Below are 24,117 nucleotides of genomic sequence, written 5' to 3'. Positions count from 1 at the left end.
TTGTGCGTTTGAGAGAGCGCATGCGAGAGATAGAGAGAACCCCAGCCGCGCGGGGCGGTCGGCCTGAGAAACCGACCGGGAGCGCGGCAGTGAAAGATAGAGACACACCACCGCCCCGAGACTCCGTTTCCTTTCCTACGGAGAACTCGGGGCGGTGGTGTGTGTCCTTCTATTTTGCGCTCTTAGGTGCCGCAGTAGGTGAGATAGCCCTCCGTGCCACCGGGCTGTTCATAGTCCGGTGCGGGATCGAAGGGGTGGGTCGTAGCTTGGAGAAGGCGGGAGAACTCATCCAGATCGCCCAGCGCGGCTTCGACCAGACGCGGACGGGGAATCACGCGCGGCACGGTTCGCTCGAGTCGCGCAACGTCGGGGCCACTCGCGCAGTAGGCGTCAACGAACTGCGTGCCCGCGAACGCCTCATAAGCGGCTGCCGGTGTACCTGCCGCGGCGCTGACGAGAGCTCGGTGGGCCTGAGTGAGGTCAGGGCTCGCCTCAGTGAGTGCGGTGCTGTAGCTCCGAAAAAGCTCTTCAGGCATCTGCAAGCGCTGCAGGGCTTCGACTCGACGTGCTTTCTCGAAGCGTTCCGCAAAGGAATTGATGGCTTCCTGGGCCCAAGCGAGGGCGGAGTCAGGGGAGTCGTCGAGAAGCGGCAGCAGGGATTCAGCGAGCCGCGCGAGGTTCCATCCCACCATGTCGGGCTGGCGGCCAAAGCGGTAGCGGCCCTGCGTATCGATGGAACTAAACCAGGTATCGGGATCATAGTTTTCCAGGAATGCGCAGGGGCCGTAGTCGATGGTCTCGCCCGATAGCGTGGTGTTATCCGTATTCATCACGCCGTGGATAAAGCCCAGCTGCATCCATCCGGCGACCGTAGCGGCTTGCGCATCCATGGCACGGGTGAACAACTCCTGATAGTCGGCACCGGGGTAGTGGCGTTCAATGGTGTAGTCAGCGAGCTGTTCGAGCATTCCGGGCCGCTGGGACTGCGCGGCGAAGTGAAAGGAGCCGACGCGAATGTGGCTTGCGGCTACGCGCACCAGCACGCCCGCCTCCTCCACCACGTGGCGTTGAATGGGGCGGCCGGTGGCAAGGACTGCGAGGGGCCGAGTAGTGGGTACCCCCAGGGCATGCATCGACTCGGAGAAGAGATATTCGCGCAGCATCGAGCGCAGTGTGCCACGACCATCAGAGCCGAAGCGCGAGTACGGTGTGGGTCCCGTCCCCTTGGCGTGCAGATCCCACAGACCTGCCGGGTTATGGGGAGCGGTGGGGCCGGTGACCTCTCCCAGTAGGAGAGCGCGGCCATCACCCATGGATGGGTTGTACTGCCCGAACTGAAAGCCGGCGTAGGCCATGGCGTGGGGAGCGATGGGGCCGCGGCCTAGGAGAAACTCCACGCCTTCATCGCTGCGCAGCCAGTCTGGGTCGAGCCCGAGCGCAGAAGCCAGCTGTTCATTGAGCACCACGATCCGCGCCGCGGGCTGTTCCTCCCCTCGGGCCTCTGCGACGAGGTGGGGTAGGCGGCGGGCGAACTCAGTGTGCAGCTCGACAGGAAAGGAAGGCTTAGGCATCGCGGGACTCCAGAGCGCCGCGAACGCGCACGCGGACGTTGCCGCCCACCCAGATGTTCTCGCCGTCGTCATCGATGAAGACTCGACCAGCGCGTCCTACCTGGCCACCTTGGGCCGCGGTGTAGCGAGCAGGAACTGCATTCTTGGCGCGGAGGAATTGGGCAGCCCCGCCGTTGAAGGACCCGGTGACGGGATCCTCGAAGTGCCCGGTAATGGCTCGTACTTCATACGCGGGGGCATCACCACCGGTGAGGCCGACCACGCCGACCTTCACGCCAGGCGTGGGTGTGGGGTTGAGTTCGCGTACTGCCTCGGCGGAATCCAGCTGGATGAGGCGCCATCCGGGGCCGTTGTCTACCCAGCCGGAGTCAACGATGCGGTCGACGTCAACTCCGAGAACTGCAGCTGCATCGGCTCGTTCGGCATCGCTGAGAGCCCCCTCGCGCACCAAGGGTGGGGTAGCGAAGGCGAAGCGTCCGTCCTCCTGGCGCACGGTGACCAGGCCTACACCGCATTCCTGAATTAAGGTGCCGCTTTTTTCAAGCAGCTCTGCTGCCACCCGGGCGGTGCCCAGCGTGGGGTGGCCGGCGAAAGGAAACTCTTCGTAGGGGGTAAAGATCCTCACCCGGTAGTCCGCGCGTGGATCCGTAGGCGAGCACAGGAACGTCGTCTCAGAGAAATTGGTCCAGTGCGCGATGCGCTGCATCTCTTCGGTGCTCAAGTCATCGGCATCCGCGACCACGGCGAGGGGATTTCCGCTGAACGGACCAGTGGCGAAGACATCTACTTCAAAGAATCGGTGCTGCATGGACCCCAAGCCTAGTCGCACCGGTGGGTGCGGAGGTCTACGCTGGGCTGCATGAGCGAAGCACTCTTTAGCCGCGTCGAGCCCATCCAAACCATGGCTGATGGGACCGTCAAGCAGGTCAACCCCTTCTCCGGAACGGAGGTGTGGACGGTGCCTGGCCGCGGCAACCGCCCGCTCGCGCATCCAGCACAGGACCCACAACCGCTGGCGGCCGATGCTTTCACGCACACCTGCGCCTTTTGCTCAGGCCGCATGCTGGATACCCCACCGGAAAAGTCCCGTATTCTGGCTTCGGGGGAGATTCAGCGCGGCCTCCTTCCTCACGAGCTGGATGAGTCCGTACCAGCCTTTCGCCGCGTGCCCAACCTTTTTGAGATCGTGTCCTATGACTATTGGCACGAGAACTATGGCTTCACCATGGACCCCGACGTGGCCCGCCACAAGGAGCGCTACGAGTCCGACGAAGCTGGGCGCCTGCATGTGCTCAATGTGGTGCGCACCAAGCTCAAGGCGGCGGGGAAGGATGCCGCGCTGGACGACGAATCCCTGCTCGCCCTCGCCGATGGCTTCTTCGGAGGTGGCCACGACGTCATCATTTCTTCGCGCCACTTTGTGGAGGGTGCGGTCGATGATAGTCAGCTCGCGTCCTCCGGCACGCTGAGCCCCGATGAGCACTTCCTGCTGACAACATTCACTGCGGAATCGACGCGCGAGCTCTACCAGCGCAACCGCTATGCCTCTTATGTCGCCGTGTTCCAGAACTGGCTAGCACCGGCGGGCGCGTCCTTCGATCACCTGCACAAGCAGCTCGTCGCTATTGACGCCTTAGGTATGGCTGCCCACCAAGAAAACGCGATTCTGCGGGCGCACCCGAATATGTACAACGATTGGGCGGTTGGCTACGCGGCAAAGCGCAACCTCGTTATCGCCGAAAACGACTATGCGGTTCTCTTCGCCGGCTTTGGCCACCGCTATCCCACACTGGAGATCTTCTCCAAGTCGCCGCGCTGTGAGCCCTGGGAGCAGACCCCCGGTGAGGTTCGCGGGATGTCGGACCTTATCCACGCAGCGCATGCCGCTGTGGGTCCGGATGTGGCCTGCAATGAAGAGTGGCACCACCGCCCGCCCAGCGTGGATCTGCCGCAGCCGTGGCGTGTGATGATCAAGCTCAGGGTATCGACCCTGGCCGGTTTTGAGGGCGGCACGAAGGTGTACATCAACACCATCGATCCCTGGGGATTGCGCGATCGCATCGTGGATGCCATGTTCCGCCTGCGCGAGCGCGGCAAGATTGCCTCCGGTATCGCGATTGCCACTGAGTGCGAGCTCAAGCGCAACAGCTTGCGCTATAACCCATTGGTTTGAATGGCCCCGCTTCTCCGGAGGCAGATAAATTGATAAATAGATAAATCGGCGAGCGTTGATAAATTGATAAATAGATAAATCAGACCACGAGCACGAGCTCGGTGCCGCGCAATTCGGTGCTCATGCCTGCCTCCTGCGCAATACTGGCCGCATCCTTGAGGGAGGAGACACGCTCACCACTCAGGGCCAGCACGCGTGCGAGCTCCCCTTTGTAGTGCTTGTTGAAGTGAGAGACCACCTTGCGGGAGCCATCCTCTTGCACCGTCTCCACGCGCACGGTGGCGGCGTCCTTGAGCTTGCCCAGTTGCTGGTAGGTGCCCGAGCGCATATCGATGAGGAACTCGTCGGCGTCGACAAGCGCGCGCAGCTCCTCCGTAATGGCCGTACCCCATCGCGACTTCAGCGTCCGCCCGCCCAGTTTCGTACTACCGGAGAGTCGGTAGTGCGGGATGAGATCATCGGCGCGCACTAGACCAAATAACGCATCGCCCACGGCGAGGTAGCTCCGCGCTTCCGGGGGAAGGGTGGGGGCGTCGAGGGCGTCGTACAGCACGCCGGTGAAACGCTCCAGCGCGGGCATGGTCGGGGAGGATGCCAACTCGCGGTTAGACTCGGCTTCCCCACGCAGCTTCTCAGAGAGTTTGAGCACTTCCAGCGCTTCATCGACGTCGAGGGAGGACAATTCTGCAGCGATTTCTTGGCGGATCGGATTCAACGCGGGAAAAGAAAGCTCGTCCCAATTCAGGGCCGCGCCGTTGCCGCCGTGTGCTTTGGTCTCAGAAGGAGGGAGGATGATCAGCATGGCTACATGCTAGCGATGTAAACTGAGCAACCATGATTACACGTCTTTCTGAGCTTTTCCTCCGCACTCTTCGTGAGGATCCGGCTGATGCCGAAGTCCCCAGCCACAAGCTTCTCGTCCGCGCAGGTTATGTGCGCCGCGTCGCGCCGGGTGTATACACCTGGCTGCCACTGGGGCTGCGCGCCATGCGCAAGATCGAAGACGTAATCCGTCAGGAGATGAACGCTATCGGCGGCCAAGAGATGCTGTTCCCGGCGTTGCTGCCGCGCGAACCCTACGAGCAGTCGAACCGCTGGACGGAGTACGGCGATAACCTCTTCCGTCTCAAGGATCGTAAGGGCGCTGACATGCTCCTAGGCCCGACCCATGAGGAGATGTTCACCACCGCAGTGAAGGATATGTACTCCTCGTACAAGGATTTCCCGGTCACGCTGTATCAGATCCAGACGAAGTACCGCGATGAGGAACGTCCGCGCGCGGGCGTGCTGCGCGGCCGCGAGTTCACCATGAAGGACTCCTATTCCTTCGACATGACGGATGAGGGGCTCGATGAGTCCTATGCCCGCCACCGCAAGGCTTACCAGAACATCTTCAATCGCCTGGAGATTGATTACGCGATTTGTAAGGCCACCTCTGGTGCGATGGGAGGCTCGGCCTCCGAGGAGTTCCTCGCCGTGTCTGAGGTAGGCGAAGATACCTTCGTGCGGGCCACCGAGGGCGATTACGCCGCCAACGTGGAGGCCGTGGTCACTCAGGCTCCAGAGGAAATCCCCTTCGACGGCCTGCCGGAGGCACAGGAGCATGAGACTCCGAAATCCGAGACCATCGAAACGCTGGTGGAGTGGGCTAAGAGCGCCGGCATTACTGTCGCCGACCGCGAGGTCACCGCAGCGGACACCCTCAAGTGTATGATGATCAAGGTAGCCGCCCCTGCAGCTACGGAGGAAGAGAAGGAATGGGAACTCGCGGCTGTTCTTATTCCGGGCGACCGCGCGTTGGATGAAAAGCGCCTGGAGGCTTCGCTTGAACCGGCCGAGTTCGAGCTCGCCAGCGATGAGGATTTCAAGAAGAGCGACTTCCTGGTCAAGGGCTACGTTGGCCCGCGTGCCCTCAACGCTCACGACGTGAAGGTTTATGCCGACCCGCGCGTGGTTTCCGGCACCTCCTGGATTACCGGTGCCGATGCCCCGCAGCGTCACGTCGTCGGTTTGGTGGCTGGCCGTGACTTCACCGTGGATGAGTTTATCGAGGCCGCCGAGGTCAAGGAAGGGGACCCGGCACCGAACGGCCAGGGCACTCTGACGCTGGAGCGCGGTATCGAGTTAGGGCACATCTTCCAGTTGGGCCGCAAGTACACCGAGGCTTTCGACGTCCAGATTCTGGATGAGAACGGCAAGCGCGCCGTGCCGACCATGGGTTCCTATGGCATTGGTGTTACGCGCATGCTCGCGGTGCTGGCGGAGCAGCGCCACGATGAGAAGGGCCTCAACTGGCCGGTGGCTGTGGCCCCGTACCAGGTGCACGTGGCCGTAGCGAACAAGGATGCCGCTGCCCTCGAGGCAGGCCAGAAGCTGGTGGAGGATCTGGACCGTGCGGGCGTGGAGGTGCTTTTCGACGACCGCCCCAAGGTCTCCCCGGGCGTGAAGTTCAAGGATGCAGAGCTTCTGGGAATGCCGTTCATCGCCATCCTGGGCCGTGCCTTTGCTGACGGCATCATCGAGCTGCGCATCCGCGGCGGCGAGACCCGTGAGGTCCCCGCAGACTCCATCGTGGACACCTTAACGGAGCTCATCCGCGGCTAGGTGCGTTAAGCGCGTAGGCTCGCGGGTATGAGTTCCCACAACCCCGCACTGACATATTCAATGGCTGCAGCACTCTCTGCCATGGGAGTGCTGCATTTTGCTAAGCCGAAGCCCTTCGAGTCCATCATCCCGCCACAGCTTCCAGGGTCGGCTCGCTTTTACAACTTCACCTCTGGCGCCTGGGAAGTGGTGACCGGTGCACTCCTGGCGAACCCATCGACGCGGCCTGCAGGCGGCCTTTCAGCCCTAGCTTTGCTCGCTGCCGTGTGGCCGGCGAACTTCTACCAAGCCTACAGGGACTTAGAAAGCGGTAAGGCATCAACCGGCAAGAAGATCTACCATGCGGTGCGTCTGCCGTTGCAGATTCCGGTCATGCGCTATGCCTGGTCGCTGTACGCCGAAAAAACGCCAAACGTCGGTAGCTTAGGAAAATCGAGCTCGCGAGGGAGGAATTAAGCTGCACTGATACGGTGAGATTGGGCGGCTACAGAAATAAGCCAGCTTCGCCATTCAGCATTGGGTGCCGCTTGGTCGGGCACCTCCTGTGAGGCGGCGGAGGCCCATGTCACCGTGTCACTATGCGCGACGTCGTCAAGGAACGCGCGCGCTGAGGCGGCGTCTACGGGCAGCTCACCGGAGGTCGAGGTGTAGGCCGCTGCGGGCTGTGGCACTGGTCCGATTTTGGCTACTGCTTCTTGGAGCGCGAGGACGCGGTTCTCGTGCAGAGCGAGGCGCTCATCAACCAGCTCTTCGACGTCAGGTGTGACATAGGAACGAGCAAAGTCCAAGGCATACACCTGCCGGTATTCCCAGTCCAAGAGTTCGGTGGCGAGGTCAGCGTCATCCTCCGTCAGCTCCGGCACAGCGCCCGGTTCATCGGTGGAGCGGGCCTCCATTGCGATGGCTTGGGCGACGAGCAAGGGCCGAGATTCCGGGGAGACCGCGTCAAGTTGCTCTTCAATCGATGAAGAAGCTGCGGCAAGCACGGCAGCCGCATCAGTGGCCTCGTATGCTTCACCCTCACGATTCACTTCGCAGGAGCGCGGAACGTGTCCTTCCTCGTCGCGGCCGCAGAGGCGCTCAATTTCGGAGTAAAGCTCGTCTGCGTGCTGCGCGCGCAGGGACGCGGCATCGGGATCGAGTTCCTGCAGTGCGTGGGCGTCGGCGCTGGCATCGTGAGCCAGAGAGGTCAACGTAGGGTCCGCGTGGGGGCCAAAATAGTCCACGATCGCGTCGGTGGCTTGGCAGCCGCCCAACCATGGGGCGGCGCAGACAAGGAGGGCGGGCACAACTACTCGGCGGTTCACGCGATAGACCCTACCCGTGTGACCTAGTCTAGAGCGCATGGCATTCCCAACACCCGCACAACTGACCGAAATCCTCCAGCCTGTTGCCGCCGCACGCGGCCTCGACATCGAAGATGTGAAGACTACACGAGCTGGTAAAAAGTCGCAGGTCATCATCCGCATTGATGGTGATGAGCGTCCGAGCTCCGATCTCATCGAGGAACTTTCGCAGGAGATTTCCGAGTTTTTTGATGCACAGGAGGAAGCGGGCACTCTTAACTTTGGGGCAGGCTACACCCTAGAGGTGTCGACCCCCGGCGTGGATTTTCCGCTCAGCGCACCACGCCATTGGCGTCGGAACCAAGGAAGGCTGGTCGGCTATGCGTTGAGCGACGAGCCCGGCACCACCCGTGTCGCCAGAATCGGTGCTCTCTCCGCGGACGAAGAATCAGTGGCGCTCATCACGACCGTGAAGAAGGAGGTGCGCTATCAGGTCGAGCGATTGGAAAATGTGAGCCGTGCAGTGGTAGAAATTGAATTTGCTCAACCTTCAGCACAGGAGCTGGAGGCGGCAATGCAGACGTTCGACTTCGCCGAGCAGAACTCGGCAACCCGAGAGGACTAACAAGTGAATATTGATCTAGAGGCACTCCGCACGATTCAGCGCGAGCGAGGCGTCCCGGTGAAGGACCTGCTCGAAGCAATCGCGGGTGCCCTTTTGTATTCCTACCTGGATCACCGTGCTGAGTCCGCTGAGACGAAGGCGGAGGGGACAAAGTCCCGCGTGGATATCGACGCCGATACCGGCGCCGTTGCCGTCATCGTGACGGAAAGCGATCTGGAGACCGGAGAGGTCGTCAGCGAGTACGACGACACCCCGGATAACTTTGGGCGCATCGGCGCCCAGGCTGTCCGCGATGCCATCCTGCGCAAGCTGCGCGAAAACGAAGCGGAGCGGACCTATGATTCCTATTCAGAATTGATCGGCACGGTGGTGTCGGGCGTCGTCCAGCGCGATATCCACGCCAACAAGCGCGGCGTTATCGTGGTGCAATTGGGTACCGAGCACGATTCGCAGGATGCTTTCCTGTTGCCGGCCGAGCAGCTGCCGGGGGAGAAGCTCGAGCACGGTGACCGCGTTAAGGCTTATGTCGTGGGGGTAAACCGCAACGGGGCGAAGGTGCAGATTACGCTGTCGCGTACCCACCCAGAGCTGGTTCGCGGCCTCTTCGAGCTGGAGGTCCCAGAGGTGGCCGACGGCGCAGTCGAGATCATCGCCATCGCCCGTGAGGCTGGACACCGCTCCAAGATCTCCGTTCGCGGCCACGCCAAGGGCCTCAACGCCAAGGGTGCATGCATCGGCCCGAAGGGTTCCCGCGTCAGCAACGTGATGCGTGAGCTCGGCGGTGAAAAGATTGACATCATCGATTACAACGAAGACCCAGCCGTCTACGTGGGTAATGCTCTCGCACCGTCGAAGGTCGTGCGCGTAGAAATCCTCGACGAGGAAGCACAGGTAGCCAAGGTAACCGTGCCGGATTACCAGCTCTCGCTCGCTATCGGCAAGGAAGGGCAGAACGCTCGCCTCGCAGCTCGCCTGACCGGATGGAAGATTGATATTCACTCCGATGCCGCTCGTGACTAGCTTTCCAACCTGCCTGCGGTGGGATTAAAGGTTTGTCCTATTTTCGCGTAGACTAGACAACGGCCCACATGCAGGAATGCTGTGGCGTAGTAGTAGTGGTGATTCGACGTAAGGAGTGGGATGTCTCAGGGACAGCGACTCCGCACCTGTATCGCCACGCGTCAAAAGCATCCCGACACGGAATTGCTCAGGATTGTCGCCGATAGGGACGATCCCACAGGAAGCCGTGTTGTTCCGGATCCGCGCCGCCGCCTCCCCGGCAGGGGAGCGTGGATTAGGCCAGATCTGGAGGCAGTAGAGCTGGCGGAGCGAACCCGTGCCTTCAGGCGCGCGCTCCGATTGTCCACAGACGTGGACACAGGTCACGTACGTGAGTACCTCGCTGCTCGGCAGCAGGTGCAGTCGGCGGGCAACAGCCCGTGCGACCCAGAGTTAAAAAGGAAGACCGAACACTGATGAGCGCACAACCATGAAGCAGCATCAGCGATGAAAGTCCATAGCCATTAACTAGGGGTCAAGCCGTATTCCGCGGCCTTGGCTCCTAGAAAGATTAAAGAGGAGACAAGTGCCCGGAAAGCTACGTGTACACGAGTTGGCAAAGCAGCTCGGCGTAACCAGCAAGGAACTACTCGCCACGCTGAAGGAACAAGGCGAGTTCGTCAAGACCGCATCCTCGACCATCGAACCGCCGGTGGTCAAGAAGATGCGCGCACATTATGAAGCTAAGGGTGGCAACGACAAGCCGGCGGAGAAAACCGCGCCGGCAGCCTCCCCGGCTTCTGCTGCCAAAAAGGCGGCAGAGAAGAAACCAGCAGAGAAGCAGCCGGCTACCGCCGCTAAGCCTGGTCCGAAGCCGGGGGCAGCGCCGAAGCCGGGTGCCGCTCCCAAGCCGGGCGGCGCCCCGAAGCCGGGAACTGCGCCTAAGCCGGGCGGTGCCCCGAAGCCGGGTGCACAGCGCAAGAATGCGGACAAGCCTGGCGAGCGCGCAGTTACACCGCGCTCCATGCCGAAGCCTGGTGGTACCCGTCGCGTCGCCAATAACCCGTTCTCCACGGGCGGCTCGAGCGATCGCCCCAGCCCCGGACCACGTCCGGGCGGCAGCAAGGGGCAGCGCTCCGCCGGCAAGCCTGGTGATAACCGCGGTGGCAAGGGCGGAGCACGCCCGCAGGGTGATGGCAATCGCAGCGGCGGACGCCGCCCATCGCCGGCCATGATGCCTTCGCATCCGAACCCGGCCAGCATGCCGTCGAAGGCCGCAGGCAGCGGCGGTGGCGGTCGCGGCCGAGGTGGTCGTGGCGGCGGACCGGGCCAGGGTGGCCCAGGCCACGGTGGTTTCCGTGGCGGACGCGGCGGTCGCCGCGGTGGTACCGCTGGTGCATTCGGTCGCCCTGGTGGCGCACCGCGTCGCGGCAAGAAGTCGAAGCGTCAGAAGCGCCACGAGTTTGAAGAGCAGCAGAAGCATGAGGTAGGCGGCGTACGCCTGCCTGACGGCGGCGGCAAGGTAGTTCGCCTGCGCCGCGGTGCTTCCCTGGCTGACTTTGCCGAGAAGATCGGTGCGGATCCCGCAGCATTGGTTCAGGCACTGTTCAACCTCGGCGAGATGGTGACGGCTACGGCCTCCGTATCCGAGGACACCCTGCAGCTTTTGGGCTCGGAGATTAATTACGAGGTCCAGGTTGTCTCACCGGAGGACGAGGACCGCGAGCTGCTCGAGTCCTTCGACCTGCAGTTCGGTGAGGACGAGGGCGGCGAAGAAGCCCTTGAGAAGCGCCCGCCAGTCGTCACCGTGATGGGTCACGTTGACCACGGTAAGACCCGCCTTCTGGACACGATTCGTAAGACCAACGAAGGTGCGGGTGAGGCCGGTGGCATCACCCAGGGCATCGGTGCCTACCAGACCACGGTGAATCTCGAGGATGGCCCGCGTACCATCACCTTCCTGGATACACCGGGCCACGAGGCGTTTACCGCCATGCGTGCCCGTGGTGCCAAGTCCACCGACTTGGCCATCCTGGTGGTCGCCGCTGATGACGGCGTGATGCCGCAGACGATTGAGGCGATTAACCACGCGAAGGCAGCGGACATCCCAGTCGTTGTCGCGGTCAACAAGATTGATAAGCCGGAAGCTTCCCCGGATAAGATCCGTGGTCAGCTCACTGAGTACGGTCTGGTGCCGGAGGAATACGGCGGCGACACGATGTTCGTGGACATCTCCGCGAAGAACAACATCAACATCGACGAGTTGCTGGAGGCTGTCATCCTGACGGCGGACGCTGCACTCGAGCTCACCGCTAACCCGGATATGGATGCGCAGGGTTCTGCCATCGAGGCTCACCTCGACCGTGGCCGCGGTCCGGTGGCTACCGTCATCATTCAGCGCGGTACGCTGCGCATTGGTGATTCCATCGTGGTTGGCGATGCGCACGGACGTGTGCGTCGTATGCTCGATGAGTTTGGCAACGACGTGGAAGAGGCCGGCCCGTCCCGCCCGGTCCAGGTGCAGGGTCTCAACGGCGTGCCTGGTGCCGGCGACAACCTCTTGGTTGTCGAAGATGACCGCGTCGCTCGCCAGATTGCCGCACAGCGTGACGCGCGTAAGCGTTCTGCTCTGCAGGCCAAGGCCCGCAAGCGCGTCTCCCTCGAGGATCTGGATGCAGTGCTCAAGGAAACTTCGACGCTCAACCTCATCCTCAAGGGCGACAATGCCGGTTCCGTCGAAGCTCTGGAAGATGCCCTGCTGGACATCGAGGTCGACGACGAGGTTCAGCTCAACATCATCGACCGTGGCGTCGGTGCTGTGACGCAGACCAACGTCAGCCTGGCTGCGGCTTCCGACGCCGTCATCATCGCCTTCAACGTTCGCGCTGAAGGCAAGGCGACGGAGGAAGCGAATGCCGAGGGCGTTGACATCCGCTACTACACCGTGATTTACCGCGCCATTGAAGAGGTTGAGGCAGCTCTCAAGGGCATGCTCAAGCCCATCTACGAGGAGCGGGATACCGGTGCGGCGGAGATCCGCGCGCTGTTCAAGTCCTCCGCCGTCGGCACCATTGCCGGTTGTATGGTCACCGAGGGCAAGGTCAAGCGCAACGGCAAGGTTCGCCTCGTGCGCGACGGAAACGTCATCGTCTCCGATGCCAAGATCGAGTCCCTGCGCCATGAGAAGGATGACGCAAACGAGATCAACGCCGGCTACGAGTGCGGTATGGTCCTGTCCTACCCGGACATCCAGGTAGGCGATATCATCCAGGCCTACGAGGAAGTCGAGGTCCCCCGCGACTAATCACATCTGAGCTCTCCGCTCACTAAGAGCGCTCGGATAAAAAGCCCAGCCAGGAAACATTCCTGGCTGGGCTTTAATCATTTCGGCCGAAAGGTGCAGAATCGGTATCCTAGACTAGTTGCCAGTACCCGTACGCAAAGGAGCTTCACCATGGTTGATCACGCACGCGCCGCGCGCATGGCAAAGCGCATTCAGACAATCGTTGCCAGCGCTATTGAACGCCAGATTAAGGATCGTCGCCTTGAGCTTGTGACTATCACGGATGCCCGCGTTACGGGTGACCTGCACGATGCCACCGTGTACTACACGGTGCGCGGCGCGGATATCGAATCCGAGCCGGATTACGATCAGGCTGCCGAGGCTCTCACGCGAGCTAAGGGGCAGTTGCGCAAGATCGTGGGCGACGAACTGTCGGTTCGCTTTACACCGACGCTGTCCTTTGAACTTGACACTGTCCCCGAGGCGTCCGCTCACATGGAGGATTTGCTCGCCCGCGCCCGTGCCCGCGATGCGGAGTTGGCCAAGTTGAAGGAAGGCGCGCAGCCGGCTGGTGATGCGAATCCGTACAAGACCTCGGATAAGGAAGAGGACTAAGTGTCACGAACCAACTACGAAGCCGCAGTTGATGCTCTGGTGCAGGCCAGCAGTATTTGCATTATCACGCACTTGCGCCCAGACGCCGATGCTGTCGGCTCTGCGGCGGCCCTCACCTTGGCGCTGCGCCAGCGCGGGAAGCAGACCCGCACCGTGATCGGGCAGCGCCGCGATATTTCCGCCAACCTATTCTCCATTCCTACCGTGGACGAGATTGAGCTGGTGGATGAGCTTCCGCAGGGCTACGACCTTTATGTCACTGTGGACTGTGGCTCGATAGAACGGACAGGTTCGGTAGCGCAGGGGCTCGAGAAAATGGCCGCCGTCGGCCGCGTCCTATGTATCGATCACCATGCTTCTAACGACGGCTTTGGCGCCATCAACGTGGTGGATCCAGTGTGTGAGTCCACCACGGTGGTTCTGCTCGATATCCTGGATAGGCTTTCCATCCAGATCGATCGCGTCATCGCGCACTGCCTGTACGCGGGCCTTGTTACCGATACCGGTAACTTCCGGTGGGGCCGCCCAGCGATGCATGATATCGCTGCGCGCCTGATGCTCTATGGGCTCGACACCAAGCAGATTGCGCTGGAACTCATGGACTCCAGCACGGCCGATGACCTACAGATGATCGGACGTGTGCTCTCAAACCTCAGAATTGAGGAAGCAGGGGAGCACCGCCTGGCTGTTCTCTTCGTGCCGCATGAGGAAGTCGCTTCTCATGCCGATTCCGCCATTGAGTCTTTTGTCGACTATGTCCGCGCATTGAAGGGCACTGACATTGGAGTGGTCTTCAAGGAACAGGCGCCCAATGTGTGGGCAGTATCTTTGCGTTCCTCTGCGGTCAACTGCGCCGAAGTGGCCCTCACCTTCGGCGGCGGTGGGCATGTTCCGGCCGCTGGCTATACCGCGCACGGAACGCCCGAGGAGGTTATCGCGCAACTGGTAGGTGCGTTGTCCTAAATGGCTTCCGAGCAACCAGTCAAGGTTTCTGCCGCGGAGGTTTTCCGCCTCGCTGTGCCCGCTCTCGGCGTTCTCGCGGCGATGCCGCTTTATTTGCTCCTGGATACCGCGGTGGTGGGCCGGCTTGGAGCGGAGGATTTGGCCTCGCTGGGAGCTGCGGCCACGCTACATTCCGTGGTCACTACCCAGCTGACCTTCTTGTCTTATGGCACGACCGCGCGAGCCTCTCGTCTATTCGGTGCGGGTAAGCGGGAAGAGGCCGTGGCGGAGGGCGTGCAAGCAACGTGGGTTGCCGTGGGCGTGGGGTTGGTGCTCGCTATCATCATGTGGCTCTTCGCCGGCTTCTTTGCGATGTGGTTGACTGGCAATCCAGATACGGCGCGGGGGACAGCACAGTGGCTGCGAATCGCCTCCGTCGCGATTCCTTTTACCCTCATCAACATGGCCGGCAACGGCTGGATGCGAGGTGTTCAAAACACCCGCAAGCCTCTCTACTTCACCCTCGCAGGTATGGTTCCTGGCGCCATCGCGGTGCCTATTTTCGTGCACTTCTGGGGTCTGCCGGGCTCAGCTCTGGCCACGGTGCTGGGCATGGGGATCATTGCGGCGTTTTTTGTGGCGGAGCTGCGCCGCGAGCATGCCGGATCGTGGGAGGTCCGCTGGAGCGTTGTGCGTCGGCAGCTCGTGTTGGGGCGTGACCTCATCGTGCGTTCGTTGAGTTTCCAAGTGGCATTTTTGTCGGCGGCAGCGGTGGCCTCGCGTATCGGAACTGCCCAGTTGGCTGCGCATCAAATCATGATGCAGATGTGGAACTTCCTGTCTCTCGTTCTGGATTCCCTCGCTATCGCTGCCCAAGCATTGACCGGCGCGGCATTGGGGGCAGGGTCAGCGCGCTATGCCCGCACGGTGGGAACCAAGGTGACGCTCTACTCGACGTCCTTCTCCCTCGCGCTCGCAGTGGTACTAGGCCTCGGCGCCGGTGTCATCCCGCAGATTTTTACTACGAGCCCGGAGGTCCTTGAGGTCATTTCCGGCCCGTGGTGGGTTATGACTTTCCTCGTCATTATTGGCGGCGTCGTTTTCGCCCTGGACGGCGTCCTCCTAGGCGCTGGGGACGCAGCCTTCCTCCGTACGCTCACCCTCGCATCGGTGCTCTTGGGCTTCCTCCCCGGTGTCTGGTTGGCTCTGGTTTTCGGCACCGGCCTGACCGGGGTGTGGGGCGGAATCGCCGCGTTCATCCTCATCCGCATGGTGGGCGTGGTGTGGCGCTTCTACTCCATGCGGTGGGCGCAGGTCTAGCCCTGTGGTAAAAGTAGAGAGAATGTTTGTGTGAAGGAGGCGCTATGACCACGTTGTGGGCTGTCTCCGATCTCCACGCGGCGGTGCGAGTCAACGGGGACCGTATCGAGGAACTCGTTCCGCCGAATCCGAATGACTGGTTGATTGTGGCGGGCGATGTGGCCGAGCGCATTGACCTTGTCATCAACACCTTGGCGCGGCTGAAAAACCGCTACGCCACCGTGATCTGGGTGCCCGGCAATCACGAGCTCTTTTCCCGCGGCCAGGACGCGTATCAGGGACGTGAAAAATACGATCGGCTCGTGGAGGGCTGCCGGGAGATTGGCGTGGTTACCCCAGAAGACCCTTTCCCGGTTTTTGGAGGGGTTACTGTCGTCCCGCTTTTTACGCTGTATGACTACAGTTTTCGTCCGCCGGGAACAACGGTAGAGCAGGCGCTCGCGAGCGCGAAGCAGAAGCAGATCATCATGACCGATGAATTTGCTATCGCCCCGTTCGTCGATGTCCGCGCGTGGTGCTGGGACCGCTTGGCGTATTCCATCAAGCGCCTATCACGGGTTGAGGGCGAGACCGTCCTGATCAATCACTGGCCGCTGGTGCAGGAGCCAACCCTGTACCTGCGCTGGCCCGAGGTGGCGTTGTGGTGTGGAACCCGCCACACGCGTTCCTGGCCGCGGCGCTACAACGCCAAGGCGGTCATCTACGGTCACCTCCATATGCCTAACCGAGCCAACATTGATGGAGTAGACCACATTGAGGTGTCTCTGGGCTATCCGCGTGAGTGGCAAGCGCACGGACATCTCCAGCCGTGGCCATATCCGGTGCTGAGTATCGATGAGAAGACAGGGAGGGCAGAGCATGCTTGAGCCTTCCCTCTTCCCGGAGTCAGCGCGATATTGCTATGTGCGTACAGACGAGTCGATGACCGATCTGCTCAATTACAACCACCTATCCCCGGAGGAGCGCTCCGTGGTCTCCCAAGCCGTGGACGTGCGCAAGTCCGAATTTGGGGATGCACGCTGGTGTGCCCACCAAGCCTTGAAGGAGCTCAACTACACCGACAATGAGCCGATTCTGCGCGGCGAGCGAGGCATGCCGCTGTGGCCGGAGGGCTATACCGGATCGATGACGCACACCGAAGGCCTGCGTGCAGCGGTAGCAGCGCCAACCACCCACGTGCGCTCGATGGGGCTGGATGCCGAACCCGCGGAGCCTTTGCCGGAGCATGTGCTGACGATGATCGCTCGGCCGGGGGAGATGCCGCAGCTGGCTCAGTTACAAGCGGCGGGTATTTCCTGCCCGGACCGCCTGTTGTTCTGTGCCAAGGAGGCCACCTACAAGACGTGGTTCCCCATGACCCGGCGGTGGCTTGATTTTGACCAAGCGGAAATTGACCTGCGCTTGGACGGAACGCTGGTCTCTTATCTCTTGGCACGGCCAACTCCAGTGCCGTTTATCACTGGGCACTGGATCATCCGGGATGGCTATGTCATCGTTTCTGCTGCCGTTCCGGCGCTCAACTTTGACAGGTAAACCGAGTCATTAAAGCGTCGAGGGCCGCGCGACGAAAACCGTGGCTAAGCGCTTTCCTTTTTCCTTGATCAAGGCGATCGAGCGTCCCTGCGGATCGACGGCCGCGTACGTGCCTGTCAACCCACGCGGCTCTAGCCACTTGCCCATAGCCAGGGCTTGGGCCTCATCATCGGTGACTTCTAAAACCGGATAGCTGCGAGCGAGAGCCTCATCGAGGCTGAGGGACAGGGTCGGAGAGTCCTCGAGAGTAGAGAGGGGGAGGGCGTCGTCAAGCGTGAAAGGGCCCACCTCCGTGCGGCGCAAGGCGGTGAGATGCCCTCCGACGCCGAGGGCCTCACCCAGATCCCGAGCCAGCGAGCGGATGTAGGTTCCCGAAGAACACGCGACCGACACGTCCAAATCAATGAACTCGCCGCAGCGCCGCGTATCGAGGATATCGAAGCGACTGACCGTCACTGGGCGCGCGGGGAACTCAACTTCTTCGCCTGCCCGCACCCTTTCGTGCGCGCGTTTGCCATCGATCTTGATAGCGGAGACCGCTGCTGGGCGCTGCATAATATCGCCGGTCAGCGCAGCAATTTCCTGCGAAATGGCAGAATCCTTCACAGCGGTTGCCGGTTTGCCCCACGTAGCTTCACCTTCCGCATCGTCGGTGTGGGTAGCCATGCCCAGTCGAATCGTCGCGTCGTAGGCCTTGGTGGAGGCCACCATGTGGGCAAGAAACTTGGTGCCGCGCTCGATGCCTACGACGAGCACTCCCGTGGCCATCGGATCAAGCGTGCCCGCGTGGCCCACCTTGCGGGTGTGGAAGAAGCGGCGGAGTTTTCCCACGACGTCGTGCGAGGTCATGCCGGCGGGTTTGTCGACGACCACGAGGCCGGAACGTTCGAGCGGATCAGTCATGCCCTGCAGTCTAGGGCACCGGCCGCAGTGGGATAGCATGGTGCCCGTGGATATTTGGTACGGAATCGATAGCATCCCCGCTGACCTTGGCCCGACCTCGGTGACGATTGGTGTCTTCGACGGCCTGCACCGCGGTCACCAACAGCTCGTGACGAAGGCCGTCGAGCATGCGCGCACGCATGGCCAACGCCCAATCATGGTGACCTTTGATCCGCACCCAGTCTCCGTGTTCTTGCCGGAGCGCGCGCCGCTCTCCGTGATTACTTTTGAGCGCCGCATGCAGCTGGCGGAAGAGATGGGCATCGAGGCCGTGCTCGTCATCGACTTCACCGAAGAACTCCGGGGCGTCGAGCCTCGCGAGTACGTGGCGGATCTCCTGGTGGGGCGTTTGAACACAGAGCACGTCGTGGTGGGGGAGAACTTCACCTTCGGCGCAGGCGCGTCCGGCACCGCGGAGGCGCTAGCGAGATTCGGTACCGAGTTCGGGTTCGACGTTGACATCGTGCCTCTGCTTGACGACGAGGGCGAGCGCATCTGCTCCACCAATATCCGCGCCGCCCTTGCCAAGGGCGATATTGCGCGCGCCAATTGGGCGCTGGGGCGCCACTTTACGGTGACTGGGCCCGTTGTGCGTGGTGCAGGGCGGGGCGGAAAGGAGCTTGGTTTCCCGACCGCCAACCAGTATTTCCCGGAATCCGTCGCCATCCCGGCCGATGGCGTCTACGCGGGCTGGTTCGTGGTTGAACCCACCGGCGCCCCTCTGGAAGGTGATATGGAGCCCGGCGTTCCTTATCCCGCAGCCATTTCGGTAGGCACCAACCCTACCTTTGGTGACGAGGAGCGTTCGGTGGAGTCCTTCGTGCTGGACCGCGACGCTGACCTCTACGGCCACGAAGCCACCGTGCATTTCGTCGACCACGTGCGTGACATGGAAAAATTCAACTCCGTGGAGGAACTCCTGACAGCTATGGAACGCGACGTTGCCCGAGTTCGTGAAATTCTTGCCCGCGAGGTTTAAATGAAGATCATCCTCGACCTTGATACCGGAATTGATGACGCCCTTGCGCTCGCCTATGCCTTAGCGCACCCCGATCTCGAGCTGATCGGGGTTACGGGTACCTATGGAAACGTTCCGGTGGCGTTGGGCGTGCGTAACTCGCTGGCGTTGCTCGAGCTTCTCGACGCCGAGGATGTCCCCGTCTTCATCGGTCCGACGCGGCCGGGCTTCAATGTTGCTCCCATTTCTGCTTTCATCCATGGCCGCAATGGCCTTGGGGAAGTACTTCTGCCTCCGCCGCGCCGCAAGGCATACGAGGATGCAGTGGGCTTTCTTATCCGTTCGGTCCGTGAGTATGGCGAGGAACTGGTTATCGTGCCGACGGGGCCGTCGACAAGCATTGCAGCCGCCATGCGCAAAGACCCGGGCTTTGCCCGCAACGCCCGCATCGTGATGATGGGTGGGGCTCTGACCGTGCCCGGGAACGTCACTCCTTATGCCGAGGCCAACGTTTTCCAAGATCCCCAAGCCACGGACTATGTATTCCGCCATGCTCAGGACCTCACGATGGTGGGGCTCGATGTCACGCTGCGCACGTTGCTCACCAGGGAGCACACGCAACAGTGGCGAGGAACGCGGACGGGCCAGATCTACGCGGACATCGTGGACTATTACATTCGCGCCTATAAGACGACCTCTCCGCACCTTGGCGGTTGCGGGCTCCACGACCCTTTAGCGGTAGCTGTGGCTGCCGATCCCTCGCTGGTCACCTGCCTCGACCTCAATCTGCGGTGTGAGGATAGTGGCCGCACGATCGGTGACCCGGAACGCTTGGATAACCCCACCACCCGTGTGGCCGTTGCGGTGGATGACGCGCGCTTTGTTGATGATTTGATGTCGAAGCTGGGCAGCCTCTATACTTCTACTTCGGCTTGCTGACTGCGGTCCACAGTAGTCACTGGCAGCGCCTCACGGCGCAACATTTCATGTGGACTGAAATACAATAGGAGATTTTCCATGGCTTTGAGCACCGAGAAGAAGGCTGAAATCCTCAAGGAGTACGGCCTGCACGAGACCGATACCGGTTCCCCGGAGGCACAGGTTGCGCTGCTGACCTCCCGCATCAACAACCTGACCGAGCACCTCAAGGATCACAAGCACGATCACCACTCCCGCCGTGGTCTGTTGCTGATGGTTGGTCGCCGCCGTGGCCTGCTGAAGTACCTGGCCGCTAACGACGTTGACCGTTACCGCGACCTGATTTCTCGCCTGGGTCTGCGCCGCTAAGCGCTTAACTTTTGGCCCCCGCACCTTGTGTGCGGGGGTTTTCTTGTCTCATCTGCTAAAATTCTTGGGCGTTGTCAGAAAACATCGAAGAAGAGGCGGCACCGAAGATCGCCATGACAGCTCCAAGGAGAGTTATATCCATGAGCGCTAAGAACGCTAAAAAGCAACCGAACAATTCCGTCGAGTTTCTTATCGACGACGATTACGGCATCACCGAGGCCATCGCCACCCTGGACAACGGCGATTTCGGCACTCGCACCATCCGTTTTGAGACGGGCCAGCTGGCTCGCCAGGCCGGTGGCTCCGTGACCACTTACCTGGACGAGGACACCATGCTGCTGTCCACGACCACCGCTTCTAACCAGCCGCGCGAAGGCTTCGACTTCTTCCCGCTGACCGTGGACGTCGAGGAGCGCATGTATGCCGCAGGTAAGATTCCGGGCTCCTTCTTCCGCCGCGAGGGGCGCCCTTCCACCGAAGCTATCCTGGCCTGCCGCCTCATCGACCGCCCGCTGCGCCCAACCTTCGTGAAGGGCTTGCGCAACGAGGTTCAGGTCGTTGTCACGGTCCTCTCCATGGATCCGGAGGAGTACTACGATGTCGTCGCTATCAACGGCGCTTCTGCCTCCACACAGCTCTCTGGCCTGCCTGTATCCGGCCCGGTGGGCGGCGTGCGCATGGCGCTGATTGCTGATGATAGGCACCCGAAGGGCCAGTGGGTGGCCTTCCCGAACAACGAGCAGCACGAGCGTGCTCTCTTCGAGATGGTCGTTGCCGGCCGCGTCGTGAAGAAGGGCCGCAAGGACGACGTAGCCATCATGATGGTCGAGGCTGGCGCTGGTGTGAACGTAGCCGAACGCATCAAGGAAGGCGCACCGGCTCCGCAGGAGTCCACCGTGGCTGAGGGCTTGGAGGCTGCGAAGCCTTTCATCAAGTCCCTGTGTGAAGCGCAGGCAGGTCTGGCGGAGCGTGCAGCCAAGGAGACGCAGGAGTTCCCGCTCTTCCCGCCTTACGGTGATGATGTTTACGCGGCCGTTGAAAAGGCAGCCGCCAAGAAGCTGGAGAAGCTCCTCACCATCCCGGGCAAGCAGGACCGCGATGACGCCACTAACGAGTTCATGGAGCAGGTCGAGGCTAAGCTCGTCGAAGACTTTGACGACCTCGACGAAGCCGATGCATCCAAGCAGATCCGCAATGCTTTCAACGCCGTGATGAAGGACATCGTGCGCACCAAGATCCTCACCGAGGGTTTCCGCATCGATGGCCGTGGTGTGACCGATATCCGTGACCTCGGCGTGGAGGTTGACCTCATCCCGCGTGCTCACGGTTCCTCCCTGTTTGAGCGTGGCGAGACCCAGATCCTGGGTGTGACCACCCTGGACATGCTGAAGATGGAGCAGCAAATTGATTCCCTGACTCCAGTGGAGTCCAAGCGCTACATGCACCACTACAACTTCCCGCCGTACTCCACCGGTGAGACCGGCCGAGTGGGCTCCCCGAAGCGCCGCGAGATCGGCCATGGTGCGCTGGCCGAGCGCGCCCTGCTGCCGGTGATCCCCTCCCGCGAGGACTTCCCGTACGCCATCCGCCAGGTGTCTGAGGCCCTTGGTTCCAACGGCTCTACCTCCATGGGCTCCGTCTGTGCGTCCACCCTGTCCCTCTACAACGCGGGCGTTCCGCTGAAGGCTCCGGTGGCCGGTATCGCCATGGGCTTGGTTTCTGGTGAAGTTAACGGCAAGGAAAAGTTCGTGGCGCTCACCGATATCCTCGGTGCTGAGGATGCTTTTGGCGATATGGACTTCAAGGTCGCGGGTACCTCCGAGTTCATCACCGCCCTGCAGCTGGATACCAAGCTGGATGGCATTCCTTCGCACGTGCTTGCCGACGCCCTCGAACAGGCCCGCGACGCCCGTGCCGCCATCCTCGACACGATGTCTGAGGTCATCGAGGGTCCAGACGAGATGTCTGGCCTGGCTCCGCGCATTACCTCGGTGACTATCCCGGTGAACAAGATTGGTGAGCTCATTGGCCCGAAGGGCAAGACCATCAACGCCATCACGGAGGAAACCGGTGCCGATGTTTCCATCGAAGAAGACGGCACGGTTTATATCTCTGCGGCTACTGGTGAGGCTGCTGAGGCCGCAATCGACCGCGTGAATAGCATCGCTAACCCGCAGCTGCCGAAGGTGGGTGAGCGTTTCCTTGGCACCGTGGTGAAGACCGTGGCTTTTGGTGCCTTCGTTTCCCTGACTCCGGGTCGTGACGGCCTCGTACACATCTCGAAGCTGGGTGGCGACGAGCGCATTGAAAAGGTCGAAGACGTCGTCAACGTTGGAGATAAGATTCAGGTGGAAATCGCCGACATTGATAACCGCGGCAAGATCTCCCTGGTCCCTGTCGAGGAGGATTAATCTCCAGACTAGCTAGGACTGTTAGGACCTCCTAGAACAAGGGCCCTGTAACCCAGGAATTAGCTGGGGACAGGGCCCTTATCGTTTCACCACACGTCAAACCTGGAAGTCGAGAACTAGGCGTTTGGGGTCCTCCAGGAAAATCACTGAGTACGGTGTCTTCTTCTGTAGTCCAATGATCAATTGGGTTTGTGCCTCGAATGAGGTCGTGTATACGACTTCGCTCACCACACCAGTACCGGGAGTAGTTCCTGGCTTCATATACCTTTCTTCGAGATCGGCTGTGGAAGGCCACGGAGTTCCTTCGATCCCCAGATTGAGAAAAGTGTTTCCCTTTACTTCGACTGGATGACCTGATGCCTGCTGACGAGGATCGTCGGTATAGGCGGTGAACCAGCCGGGCTCACCTTCTCCCTCGAGGTCAACCACCACCCGCGTGAAACCGTCGTGAGCGCCTACGCGCACGCCCGTCGGAATGAGGCCGCCCAACCGATCTGGCATGTGGTGTTGGTCATCAATCGCAGCCGTCCCCATACCCGCAAAGGCCGCAACATTGGCATCCTGTTGTGAGGGAGCATTCTGCGTGTCACTGGACGGCGGCTCCGGCCCATCGATAGCAGCGGAGCTAGACGGAATTTCACTGAACTGCGGTGTCGGAGTCGTGTCTGACCCACGCTCCGCGCATGCAGTTAGAGGCATTACGCATAGGGCGCTAACGGCTGCGATGATAGCGACGGAAGAAGGTAAGTGTGACATTCTTTATTCTCTATTTCTTGAGCTGTACCAGTTGGATGAGGTTGCCTACGGTGTCATCGAAGACGGCGATGATGGAGGGGCCGACGTCGGTCGGCACCATAGTGAAATGCACTCCCACTTTTCAGTGAGCTCGCTATATTCTCGCTCCACGTCTGCGGATAGGAACTGGGTGACAGGGACACCATCAGCCTTGAGTGCTGCTGCGTAGTCCTTGGCCGCGGAATGGGCCTTGGGCTCGAGCAGGAGCTCCATATCCCCTTGGCCTTCCGCATTGGTGACCGTGAGCCACCGAAAGTCTCCGTGGGTTACATCGTCCTTGACTCGAAAGCCGAGCGTATTGACATAGAAGTCGTGAGCGAGGGCAACATCATCGACGGGTACTGAGGCAATGTAGATCTGCATTCACTCCATCCTAACCGGCATGACTAAGTCCAGCCGGTCCCAATGGCAACAGTTGGGGCGAGCCTGACTGGGCTTCGGCAGTGCAGTCGTCGTCTGTGACGACGGTGGTTGTGTTCCTGGTTTCTTGGGTTCTTTCCTTTCTGCTGGATTGGTGTCGTCGTTTTATTCGACGGGGTGGGGTCAAGGTTTAGAAGGGGATGTCGTCGGTGCTGGCATCTGTGTCGGTGTTGTCCGCGTCCTCGGCTTCGGCTTGGGCTTGGGCTTGGGCTTGTTGTTGTGCGTAGTCGTCGAGTTCTTGTTTGAGGTATTGGGCTTCCTCGCGGATGCGTTTCCTGGTGGCGGTGATGTGTTGGGCGACTGTTTGTGCCCACCGTTTCTGCTTTGGTGCTAGCGGCCCGTCGGCTTCGGTA

General features: G+C 61.1%; 23 protein-coding genes and 1 pseudogene. 16 read left to right on the top strand and 8 right to left on the bottom strand.

Annotated elements, in window-relative coordinates:
• Positions 1-182 precede the first annotated feature (182 nt).
• Complete coding sequence (locus HMPREF3009_RS11235) at positions 183-1,571, bottom strand: protein adenylyltransferase SelO family protein (RefSeq protein WP_049155412.1); 1,389 nt, start codon at positions 1,569-1,571, stop codon at positions 183-185.
• On the bottom strand, positions 1,564-2,379 hold the full coding sequence (locus HMPREF3009_RS11230; RefSeq protein ID WP_070682003.1) for a PhzF family phenazine biosynthesis protein: 816 nt from the start codon (positions 2,377-2,379) through the stop codon (positions 1,564-1,566). Before HMPREF3009_RS11230 ends, HMPREF3009_RS11235 begins: the two co-directional genes overlap by 8 nt.
• A 51-nt stretch (positions 2,380-2,430) precedes the next feature.
• Between HMPREF3009_RS11230 and HMPREF3009_RS11225 the strand changes: the two genes are divergently transcribed.
• On the top strand, positions 2,431-3,744 hold the full coding sequence (locus HMPREF3009_RS11225) for a DUF4921 family protein (RefSeq protein WP_180963892.1): 1,314 nt from the start codon (positions 2,431-2,433) through the stop codon (positions 3,742-3,744).
• Between the two features lie 79 nt (positions 3,745-3,823).
• Here HMPREF3009_RS11225 and yaaA read toward each other — a convergent pair whose 3' ends face one another.
• A complete protein-coding gene (yaaA, locus tag HMPREF3009_RS11220; RefSeq protein ID WP_070682000.1) occupies positions 3,824-4,546 on the bottom strand; it encodes a peroxide stress protein YaaA in 723 nt (240 codons plus the stop codon).
• A gap of 32 nt (positions 4,547-4,578) precedes the next feature.
• Between yaaA and HMPREF3009_RS11215 the strand changes: the two genes are divergently transcribed.
• Both HMPREF3009_RS11215 and HMPREF3009_RS11210 read left to right on the top strand, forming a co-directional pair.
• Positions 4,579-6,348 carry a proline--tRNA ligase gene (locus HMPREF3009_RS11215; RefSeq protein ID WP_070681997.1) on the top strand — a complete coding sequence of 590 codons (1,770 nt, stop codon included), beginning with the start codon at positions 4,579-4,581 and terminating at the stop codon, positions 6,346-6,348.
• A 27-nt stretch (positions 6,349-6,375) separates the two neighbouring features.
• Positions 6,376-6,804 carry a DoxX family protein gene (locus tag HMPREF3009_RS11210; protein ID WP_070515637.1) on the top strand — a complete coding sequence of 143 codons (429 nt, stop codon included), beginning with the start codon at positions 6,376-6,378 and terminating at the stop codon, positions 6,802-6,804.
• On the opposite strand, the gene HMPREF3009_RS11205 is transcribed toward HMPREF3009_RS11210, so the two are convergent.
• Positions 6,801-7,655 (bottom strand): hypothetical protein, encoded by an 855-nt coding sequence (locus HMPREF3009_RS11205; protein ID WP_070515635.1) that lies wholly within the window; start codon positions 7,653-7,655, stop codon positions 6,801-6,803. The two genes, HMPREF3009_RS11210 and HMPREF3009_RS11205, sit on opposite strands and share 4 nt — an antisense overlap.
• 37 nt (positions 7,656-7,692) lie before the next feature.
• Between HMPREF3009_RS11205 and rimP the strand changes: the two genes are divergently transcribed.
• The 9 genes from rimP to HMPREF3009_RS11160 all read left to right on the top strand — a co-directional run bounded on the left by rimP (position 7,693) and on the right by HMPREF3009_RS11160 (position 16,951).
• Positions 7,693-8,259: a ribosome maturation factor RimP gene (gene rimP, locus HMPREF3009_RS11200; RefSeq protein ID WP_070515633.1), complete on the top strand. Its 567-nt coding sequence runs from the start codon at positions 7,693-7,695 to the stop codon at positions 8,257-8,259.
• Positions 8,260-8,262: 3 nt separating this feature from the next.
• Entirely contained in the window at positions 8,263-9,279 is a 1,017-nt protein-coding gene (nusA, locus tag HMPREF3009_RS11195) for a transcription termination factor NusA (RefSeq protein ID WP_046648077.1), read from the top strand.
• A gap of 120 nt (positions 9,280-9,399) precedes the next feature.
• Positions 9,400-9,735 carry a YlxR family protein gene (locus HMPREF3009_RS11190; protein WP_046648078.1) on the top strand — a complete coding sequence of 112 codons (336 nt, stop codon included), beginning with the start codon at positions 9,400-9,402 and terminating at the stop codon, positions 9,733-9,735.
• A 109-nt stretch (positions 9,736-9,844) separates the two neighbouring features.
• Complete coding sequence (gene infB, locus HMPREF3009_RS11185) at positions 9,845-12,562, top strand: translation initiation factor IF-2 (RefSeq protein ID WP_070512680.1); 2,718 nt, start codon at positions 9,845-9,847, stop codon at positions 12,560-12,562.
• Between the two features lie 150 nt (positions 12,563-12,712).
• Positions 12,713-13,156 carry a 30S ribosome-binding factor RbfA gene (gene rbfA, locus HMPREF3009_RS11180; RefSeq protein ID WP_046648080.1) on the top strand — a complete coding sequence of 148 codons (444 nt, stop codon included), beginning with the start codon at positions 12,713-12,715 and terminating at the stop codon, positions 13,154-13,156.
• On the top strand, positions 13,157-14,119 hold the full coding sequence (locus HMPREF3009_RS11175; RefSeq protein WP_070681994.1) for a DHH family phosphoesterase: 963 nt from the start codon (positions 13,157-13,159) through the stop codon (positions 14,117-14,119).
• Positions 14,120-15,418: an MATE family efflux transporter gene (locus tag HMPREF3009_RS11170; RefSeq protein ID WP_070681990.1), complete on the top strand. Its 1,299-nt coding sequence runs from the start codon at positions 14,120-14,122 to the stop codon at positions 15,416-15,418.
• A gap of 44 nt (positions 15,419-15,462) precedes the next feature.
• Positions 15,463-16,284: a metallophosphoesterase family protein gene (locus HMPREF3009_RS11165; RefSeq protein WP_049155431.1), complete on the top strand. Its 822-nt coding sequence runs from the start codon at positions 15,463-15,465 to the stop codon at positions 16,282-16,284.
• Complete coding sequence (locus tag HMPREF3009_RS11160) at positions 16,277-16,951, top strand: 4'-phosphopantetheinyl transferase family protein (protein WP_046648085.1); 675 nt, start codon at positions 16,277-16,279, stop codon at positions 16,949-16,951. Before HMPREF3009_RS11165 ends, HMPREF3009_RS11160 begins: the two co-directional genes overlap by 8 nt.
• Positions 16,952-16,960: 9 nt before the next feature.
• On the opposite strand, the gene truB is transcribed toward HMPREF3009_RS11160, so the two are convergent.
• On the bottom strand, positions 16,961-17,854 hold the full coding sequence (gene truB / locus HMPREF3009_RS11155; protein WP_070681987.1) for a tRNA pseudouridine(55) synthase TruB: 894 nt from the start codon (positions 17,852-17,854) through the stop codon (positions 16,961-16,963).
• 37 nt (positions 17,855-17,891) lie between these two features.
• Here truB and HMPREF3009_RS13335 point away from each other — a divergent pair, with 37 nt between their 5' ends.
• From HMPREF3009_RS13335 to HMPREF3009_RS11135, 4 genes are all read left to right on the top strand, one after another.
• Positions 17,892-18,872, top strand: coding sequence for a bifunctional riboflavin kinase/FAD synthetase (locus HMPREF3009_RS13335; RefSeq protein WP_070681984.1), 981 nt, complete (start codon positions 17,892-17,894; stop codon positions 18,870-18,872).
• Complete coding sequence (locus HMPREF3009_RS13330) at positions 18,873-19,790, top strand: nucleoside hydrolase (protein ID WP_070681981.1); 918 nt, start codon at positions 18,873-18,875, stop codon at positions 19,788-19,790. It abuts the gene before it with no gap.
• A 78-nt stretch (positions 19,791-19,868) separates the two neighbouring features.
• A complete protein-coding gene (gene rpsO, locus HMPREF3009_RS11140; protein WP_010190317.1) occupies positions 19,869-20,138 on the top strand; it encodes a 30S ribosomal protein S15 in 270 nt (89 codons plus the stop codon).
• A 140-nt stretch (positions 20,139-20,278) separates the two neighbouring features.
• On the top strand, positions 20,279-22,549 hold the full coding sequence (locus HMPREF3009_RS11135) for a polyribonucleotide nucleotidyltransferase (protein WP_070681979.1): 2,271 nt from the start codon (positions 20,279-20,281) through the stop codon (positions 22,547-22,549).
• A 96-nt stretch (positions 22,550-22,645) separates the two neighbouring features.
• On the opposite strand, the gene HMPREF3009_RS13855 is transcribed toward HMPREF3009_RS11135, so the two are convergent.
• From HMPREF3009_RS13855 to HMPREF3009_RS11120, 3 genes and pseudogenes are all read right to left on the bottom strand, one after another.
• Positions 22,646-23,050 carry an AMIN-like domain-containing (lipo)protein gene (locus HMPREF3009_RS13855; protein WP_232761121.1) on the bottom strand — a complete coding sequence of 135 codons (405 nt, stop codon included), beginning with the start codon at positions 23,048-23,050 and terminating at the stop codon, positions 22,646-22,648.
• Positions 23,051-23,350: 300 nt separating this feature from the next.
• Entirely contained in the window at positions 23,351-23,707 is a 357-nt protein-coding gene (locus HMPREF3009_RS11125) for a VOC family protein (protein ID WP_369816035.1), read from the bottom strand.
• A gap of 187 nt (positions 23,708-23,894) precedes the next feature.
• Positions 23,895-24,117: pseudogene (locus HMPREF3009_RS11120) on the bottom strand (HNH endonuclease); the annotation flags it as partial.

The organism is Corynebacterium sp. HMSC034H07 (assembly GCF_001815175.1).
GTDB classification, from domain to species: domain Bacteria; phylum Actinomycetota; class Actinomycetes; order Mycobacteriales; family Mycobacteriaceae; genus Corynebacterium; species Corynebacterium hiratae.
The sequence above is the reverse complement of the archived record's forward strand: the minus strand, read 5'-3'. Positions and strand labels throughout refer to the sequence as shown.

Excerpts from the sequence above, each read along its gene's own strand:
- HMPREF3009_RS11135 (WP_070681979.1), top strand. The coding sequence starts at position 20,279 with ATGAGCGCTAAGAACGCTAAAAAGCAACCGAACAATTCCGTCGAGTTT.
- HMPREF3009_RS11230 (WP_070682003.1), bottom strand. The coding sequence starts at position 2,379 with ATGCAGCACCGATTCTTTGAAGTAGATGTCTTCGCCACTGGTCCGTTC.
- HMPREF3009_RS13855 (WP_232761121.1), bottom strand. The coding sequence starts at position 23,050 with ATGCCAGATCGGTTGGGCGGCCTCATTCCGACGGGCGTGCGCGTAGGC.
- HMPREF3009_RS11170 (WP_070681990.1), top strand. The coding sequence starts at position 14,120 with ATGGCTTCCGAGCAACCAGTCAAGGTTTCTGCCGCGGAGGTTTTCCGC.
- HMPREF3009_RS13330 (WP_070681981.1), top strand. The coding sequence starts at position 18,873 with ATGAAGATCATCCTCGACCTTGATACCGGAATTGATGACGCCCTTGCG.
- yaaA (WP_070682000.1), bottom strand. The coding sequence starts at position 4,546 with ATGCTGATCATCCTCCCTCCTTCTGAGACCAAAGCACACGGCGGCAAC.
- rpsO (WP_010190317.1), top strand. The coding sequence starts at position 19,869 with ATGGCTTTGAGCACCGAGAAGAAGGCTGAAATCCTCAAGGAGTACGGC.
- HMPREF3009_RS11125 (WP_369816035.1), bottom strand. The coding sequence starts at position 23,707 with ATGCAGATCTACATTGCCTCAGTACCCGTCGATGATGTTGCCCTCGCT.
- HMPREF3009_RS11165 (WP_049155431.1), top strand. The coding sequence starts at position 15,463 with ATGACCACGTTGTGGGCTGTCTCCGATCTCCACGCGGCGGTGCGAGTC.
- HMPREF3009_RS13335 (WP_070681984.1), top strand. The coding sequence starts at position 17,892 with ATGGTGCCCGTGGATATTTGGTACGGAATCGATAGCATCCCCGCTGAC.
- truB (WP_070681987.1), bottom strand. The coding sequence starts at position 17,854 with ATGACTGATCCGCTCGAACGTTCCGGCCTCGTGGTCGTCGACAAACCC.
- HMPREF3009_RS11225 (WP_180963892.1), top strand. The coding sequence starts at position 2,431 with ATGAGCGAAGCACTCTTTAGCCGCGTCGAGCCCATCCAAACCATGGCT.
- HMPREF3009_RS11210 (WP_070515637.1), top strand. The coding sequence starts at position 6,376 with ATGAGTTCCCACAACCCCGCACTGACATATTCAATGGCTGCAGCACTC.
- rimP (WP_070515633.1), top strand. The coding sequence starts at position 7,693 with ATGGCATTCCCAACACCCGCACAACTGACCGAAATCCTCCAGCCTGTT.
- HMPREF3009_RS11190 (WP_046648078.1), top strand. The coding sequence starts at position 9,400 with ATGTCTCAGGGACAGCGACTCCGCACCTGTATCGCCACGCGTCAAAAG.
- rbfA (WP_046648080.1), top strand. The coding sequence starts at position 12,713 with ATGGTTGATCACGCACGCGCCGCGCGCATGGCAAAGCGCATTCAGACA.
- HMPREF3009_RS11235 (WP_049155412.1), bottom strand. The coding sequence starts at position 1,571 with ATGCCTAAGCCTTCCTTTCCTGTCGAGCTGCACACTGAGTTCGCCCGC.
- HMPREF3009_RS11160 (WP_046648085.1), top strand. The coding sequence starts at position 16,277 with ATGCTTGAGCCTTCCCTCTTCCCGGAGTCAGCGCGATATTGCTATGTG.
- HMPREF3009_RS11215 (WP_070681997.1), top strand. The coding sequence starts at position 4,579 with ATGATTACACGTCTTTCTGAGCTTTTCCTCCGCACTCTTCGTGAGGAT.